The 5,199-nt window shown below is 42.8% G+C and carries 5 protein-coding genes and 1 pseudogene; 2 read left to right on the top strand and 4 right to left on the bottom strand.

Annotated features, from left to right (window positions below; translation table 11 throughout):
• Positions 1-1,303 (top strand): ATP-binding protein (locus F6K37_RS31525; RefSeq protein ID WP_287254494.1); only part of this gene is annotated, 1,303 nt, incomplete at its 5' end.
• Positions 1,304-1,562: 259 nt separating this feature from the next.
• Here F6K37_RS31525 and F6K37_RS31520 read toward each other — a convergent pair.
• Entirely contained in the window at positions 1,563-2,654 is a 1,092-nt protein-coding gene (locus F6K37_RS31520; protein WP_287254492.1) for an NAD(P)/FAD-dependent oxidoreductase, read from the bottom strand.
• On the opposite strand from F6K37_RS31520, the gene F6K37_RS31515 reads away from it, so the two are divergent.
• The gene (locus F6K37_RS31515; RefSeq protein ID WP_287254490.1) at positions 2,628-2,843 is read left to right on the top strand and encodes a hypothetical protein; all 216 of its coding nucleotides are present in this window, start codon (positions 2,628-2,630) and stop codon (positions 2,841-2,843) included. The two genes, F6K37_RS31520 and F6K37_RS31515, sit on opposite strands and share 27 nt — an antisense overlap.
• 135 nt (positions 2,844-2,978) lie before the next feature.
• Here the strand turns inward: F6K37_RS31515 and F6K37_RS31510 are convergent, their stop codons facing one another.
• The 3 genes and pseudogenes from F6K37_RS31510 to F6K37_RS31500 form a co-directional block, all read right to left on the bottom strand.
• Positions 2,979-3,632, bottom strand: coding sequence for a cupin domain-containing protein (locus tag F6K37_RS31510; RefSeq protein ID WP_287254488.1), 654 nt, complete (start codon positions 3,630-3,632; stop codon positions 2,979-2,981).
• A gap of 40 nt (positions 3,633-3,672) precedes the next feature.
• Positions 3,673-4,434 carry an SDR family NAD(P)-dependent oxidoreductase gene (locus F6K37_RS31505; protein ID WP_008179403.1) on the bottom strand — a complete coding sequence of 254 codons (762 nt, stop codon included), beginning with the start codon at positions 4,432-4,434 and terminating at the stop codon, positions 3,673-3,675.
• 200 nt (positions 4,435-4,634) lie between these two features.
• Positions 4,635-5,138 (bottom strand): annotated as a pseudogene (locus F6K37_RS31500) (alpha/beta hydrolase); the annotation flags it as partial.
• Positions 5,139-5,199: the final 61 nt, after the last annotated feature.

The following is a 5,199-nucleotide window of genomic DNA, read 5'->3' as shown; positions in this document are numbered from 1 at the left end:
TGGGTTGCCAACAAATTTGATCGGAGCGCAACGCCTTGCCCCCCTAGAGGAGGAAAATCCAGAAACTATAGCGCTAGAAATTGCCCAGTCTGGGCGACAGCAGGATGTCAATCGATTGATTGAACGGATTGGAAGCAATGATTACAGGCTAATTGTGATTCATGGAGAATCAGGGGTGGGCAAGAGTTCTCTGGTGAATGGGGGATTAGTACCAGGGTTGAAACAGACTGTAATTGGTACAGAAGATGTGTGGCCTGTAGTGATGGCAGTCTATAGCAATTGGGTAGAAGAATTGGGACGGTTATTGGTAGAGGCATTAACCGGAATAAATATAGAGACATTGCATGGAACATCTCTACAAAGCCCAGATATTATTATACAGCAATTGCGGCAAAATGAACAGCACAATTTGCGGACAGTACTGATTTTTGACCAGTTTGAAGACTTTTTCTTTGTTTACCTGGATAAAGCTCAGCGACGGCAATTTTTTGAATTCCTAGAAGAGTGTGTTACTAGTCCGTCAGTTAAGGTGATTCTGTCGATGCGGGAGGATTATCTCCATTATTTACTGGAGTGCGAACGGGCACCATGGTCGGGTAGCCCTAATCCCATGGCCAGTATGGAAATTATTGGCAATGACATATTAAGTAAACATGTGCGCTATCCTTTAGGTAATTTTTCCCGAGATGATGCTAAGTCGGTGATTGAGCAAGTAACTAAACAATCATCTTTTGACCTAGAACCAGCTTTGATTGAAGAATTGGTACAGGATTTAGCTGGGGAATTATCGGAAGTACGTCCGATGGAATTGCAGATAGTAGGAGCGCAATTGCAGGCGGAGAGTATTACTACCCTGGAACACTATTGGGAACGGGGTTCAAAGCAAGGATTGATGGCGCGGTATTTGACTGGAGTAGTGGAAGATTGTGGACCAGAGAATCAGCAGGTGGCGGAACTGGTGCTATATTTACTAACAGATGAAACAGGCAATCGTCCCCTGAAGACTAAAGCTGAGTTAGCGAATCATTTAGGAACAGAAGCTGATAAATTAGAGTTGGTATTAAGGATTATAGTAGAGTCGGAGTTGGTAGTTAAGGTACCGGATAGTGTGGCTGAACGCTATCAATTGATGCATGATGATATGGTTTCTTATCTACGACAACCAGCACTGAAGTTAGATGAGTTAATAACAAAACTAAAACAAGCTGAGCAGGCTAAGCAGGGATTGGCAAACTCTAACCAAAAAGCCAGCCATCAGATTAGGATTGGGTCAGCAGTATTGAGCCTGACATGGGTTAGGTAAACGGACACAACAAATTGGCTCTAGCTTCGCTGGCACTGAGAATTTCCATTGGCATCTAACTAATGTACAACTTACTGTACCACTTCCAAAAGCAATGCAGTCGCTCCTCATAAGCGACTGCATCAACACAATATAGCAGGGGAAGGAAAGGAAAAATTGGCTCAAACTCAGACATTCACGGTCTGGAGCTGCTAAAACCTGATCACCGCAAAACCCTATCAGTATTAGGGCGTTGCTGAATTAAGGAATGAATGCGCGATCATTTGGTTTGATTGAAGCCCCCTAAATCCCCCAATTCTGGGGGACTTTGATAGTTTTGTTCCCCCCAGAATTGGGGGGCTAGGGGGGCAAAACCATACGCATAATCAGCAACGCCAGTATTAGAAGCTTTAGGAGGTTGACTACCACGAATATCCCGCCAAATTTGAGTAGCTGCTAAAGCTCCATCGGCAGCAGCAATGACAACCTGATTCAGTCCTACCTTTAAATCACCAATGGCAAAGATCCGAGGATGGGAAGTGCGGGCCATTTTATCTGTAACCAGATTCCCTCCCTTCTTCTCCAAATCAAATGTGTCTAGATATTGGGCATGATATTTGGAGCCCATAGAAATCAAGCCAGCTTCCAACTCAATTACTCCACCATCCGTTAATTCTACTCCAGTCATCTGATGGTCTTCCCCTAAAAATTGCTCAACTGGGGTTTCTATGATTTCATAACCCTGTTGTTCTATTTTTTGTCGCAATTCATCATTTACATCGAACAATCCTTGGGTAAATAAAGTAATTTCCGAAGTAAACCAACCCAGAGGAAAAACCACTTCCGCATTACCTGCTGTGCTGGCAAATACCCCCACCTTTTTATCAGCCATTTCATATCCATCACAAATCAGACAGACATGGAGGTTATAACCTGCGTAGTCATAGACATTTCGCATATTTTCCAAAGCTGGCAGATAGTCAATAATGCCACTAGCAGCAATCAGGTATTTAGCTCGAAAGGTATAGTTTTCACTATTGTTTCGACCAACTTTTACTCGTACAGCAAACGTCTCACCCTCATCAATTACTTCTTCGACAAAAGCATCTAGTATATCACCACCGATAGACAAATAATGCTCTTTACCTTGTCTAAGAACAGAACGACCAGGGGTATCGGGAGGTAAACCCAGGTAATTGTGGAGTTCCTGCATCCAAAAAGAGCGGGCTTTGCCTTTATCGATAATCAACGTATTGAGTAAGTAACGCTGGAGATAGATTCCCGCAGAAAGACCTCCTGCGCCACCTCCCACAATAATGGTGTCGTAAATTTTGTCAGTGGATTCTTGAAGATTTTGTTTTTTGAGTTTCATGATATTACCTCTGTAGTGGGTTGGAATAAAATCTATCGTAAGCATTCAGCGATCAGCGGTCAGTGGTCAGCGGTCAGTGCTCAGCAGTCAGCTGATATAACAGAGATTAAGCCAATGCTTACCTATTTGATTCAAAAGCTGAAAGGTAAGCATTCAGGCGTCAGCCTTCAGCCTTTAGCTGAAAGCTGAAAGCTGATAACTGATAGCTAATAGCTGATAACTGATAGCTGAAAGCTGATAACTGATAGCTAATAGCTGAAAGCTGAAAGCTGATAGCTGAAAGCTGATAGCTGAATACTTAAACTATTCAAATGAAATTTGAAATTAATTAAGATGTCCTGTTTTAACGTAAATTAAACAGCCTTCTTGACTAAAGGGAGTATGAGTACTGCCATCAGGATTGCGTATCCAAGTTCCTTTAGGATAAGTTCCATGTTCATCTTCAAACACCCCTTCAATCACATAAATTTCTTCTCCACCAAAATGACTATGGTGTTTAAAAATAGTTCCAGGTTCCCATTTAACTAGAGCAACATTTTCTGTACTATGAGTATGTAAGGGCATTACCTGTAATCCTTTAACTAAACCTGGAACCCAAGAATTATTAGTTGTATCGATTACTACTCGCTCTTGATCGTCAGGAGACATTTGCCATAGTTTCACCAGAATCGTACAACCTGATTCACTTTTAGGAGTATGGCTTGAACCTACGGGATTGCGGACATAAGTACCAGAGGGATAATCTCCTTTTTCATCAGAAAATATGCCATCTAAAACTAGAAATTCTTCACCACCACCATGAGTATGAGCAGAAAAGAAACTACCAGTCTGATAGCGAACTAGAGAGGTTGCTCTAGCTACTTCCTCTCCATCCCTTTCCAACATCCGACGCTGTACACCAGCCATAGGAGAATCAACCCAAGGTAGCTCTTCGCTATAGACAACAACTCGCTGAGTTAAATCTGCATGAATCTGCATGGCAACCTCCTGACATTATGTTTATTGTTGGAATCTCTAATTATTGCTTGAGATTGCTAGTACCATCACCACCAGCATCAACCCCACCATCCACAGGAAGAATCACGCCGGTAACCCAATTGGCATTAGCCAGATACAGCACTGCATCAGCAATATCTTTCGGTGTGCCAACTCTGCCAAGAGGCTGCTGCTGATTCAAATCATCCACAGTTTCTTGGTTCACTTCCCCCAGCAATGGTGTAAGAACAATGCCAGGGGCTACAGCATTAATCCGAATCTTGTCTGCTGCTAGCTCCACAGATAAGTTTTTTACCATTGCTGTGATAGCAGCCTTCGCCATAATCGGTGCAGAAGACGGCAAAGCCTTAATCCCATTAAATGCAAGTATTGTACTGATGTTGACGACCGCGCCGCCATCCCCCTGCTTTCTCATCTGTTTGACGGTTTCCTGGGTTAGTGCAAAAGTACCCCTTACATATCCCAGGTACCGTGAGAGCTCGTCAATTGTGTAATCAGTGAAGTTCTTGACGGCAAAGATGCCTGCATTATTAATCAAAACATCAACTCTACCAAACTTGGCAACGGTCTCAGTAACCATTTTAGGAGCGAATGTAGGATCAGTAATGTCCCCTGCTATAATCTGGATGCGATCAGGCTGATTCAGCTTTTGGGCTGCACTTTCAAGCTTTGAGAGAGTTCTGCCATTGATCATTACATTTGCCCCAGTGTTCAGAAACCCTTCAGCAATTGCATAGCCTATGCCAGTTGCGCCACCTGTAATAATAACAGTTTGAGTGGCCATACTATTTACCTCCAATTTAGTTCAACGATTCTTATCGGTTTACACCTCATGACAGCTAAGTAGTGGGAAATAACTAAGACTAATTGTTAGCTCTGTCTAAAGTTTTGCCAATGTTGACAAAACTTTAGACAGAGCTAACAATTTTTGTCCGACTACTTATACTGTCATTATACCTAATTATGGTTGACTAATTTTCCTGACTACTTAGGGTAATTAGAACGAACAAAGTTGCGAATGTAATTAGCAATCAACTCTAGATCTTCCTCAAGGGCAAAATGACCGGTATCTAGGATATGGAATTCGAGGTTTTTGAGATCCCGCTTGTAGGGATGGGCTCCTTCTTCGGGAAAGATGTAGTCACCTTTGCCCCAAACAATTAGGGTTGGAGGTTGAAACTGACGGAAATATTCCTGCCATTGTGGGTAGAGACTCGGGTTAGTACCATAGCTGTAAAACAGTTCCAATTGAATTTCTTTGTTGCCAGGACGGTCGAGCAAATATTGGTCGTGGAACCAATTGTCTGGAGCAATGGTTTCTGGATTGCGCACTCCATTAGTGTATTGCCACTTAGTCGATTCGAGGGTTAGAAAATCCGCTAGAACTTGAGCATTTTCAGGAGTTTTGTCCTGCCAGTAAGCCTTGAGTGGTTCCCAAAACTCTCGCAAACCTTCTTCATAGGCATTACCATTCTGCACAATCAGCCCTAGGGCGTGTTTTCAAAGTTTTCGGCAAGATTATGATCCCCCCCAGCCCCCCTTAAAAAAG

It is taken from the genome of Moorena sp. SIO4E2 (assembly GCF_010671945.1).
Lineage (GTDB): Bacteria > Cyanobacteriota > Cyanobacteriia > Cyanobacteriales > Coleofasciculaceae > Moorena > Moorena producens.
The sequence above is the reverse complement of the archived record's forward strand: the minus strand, read 5'-3'. Positions and strand labels throughout refer to the sequence as shown.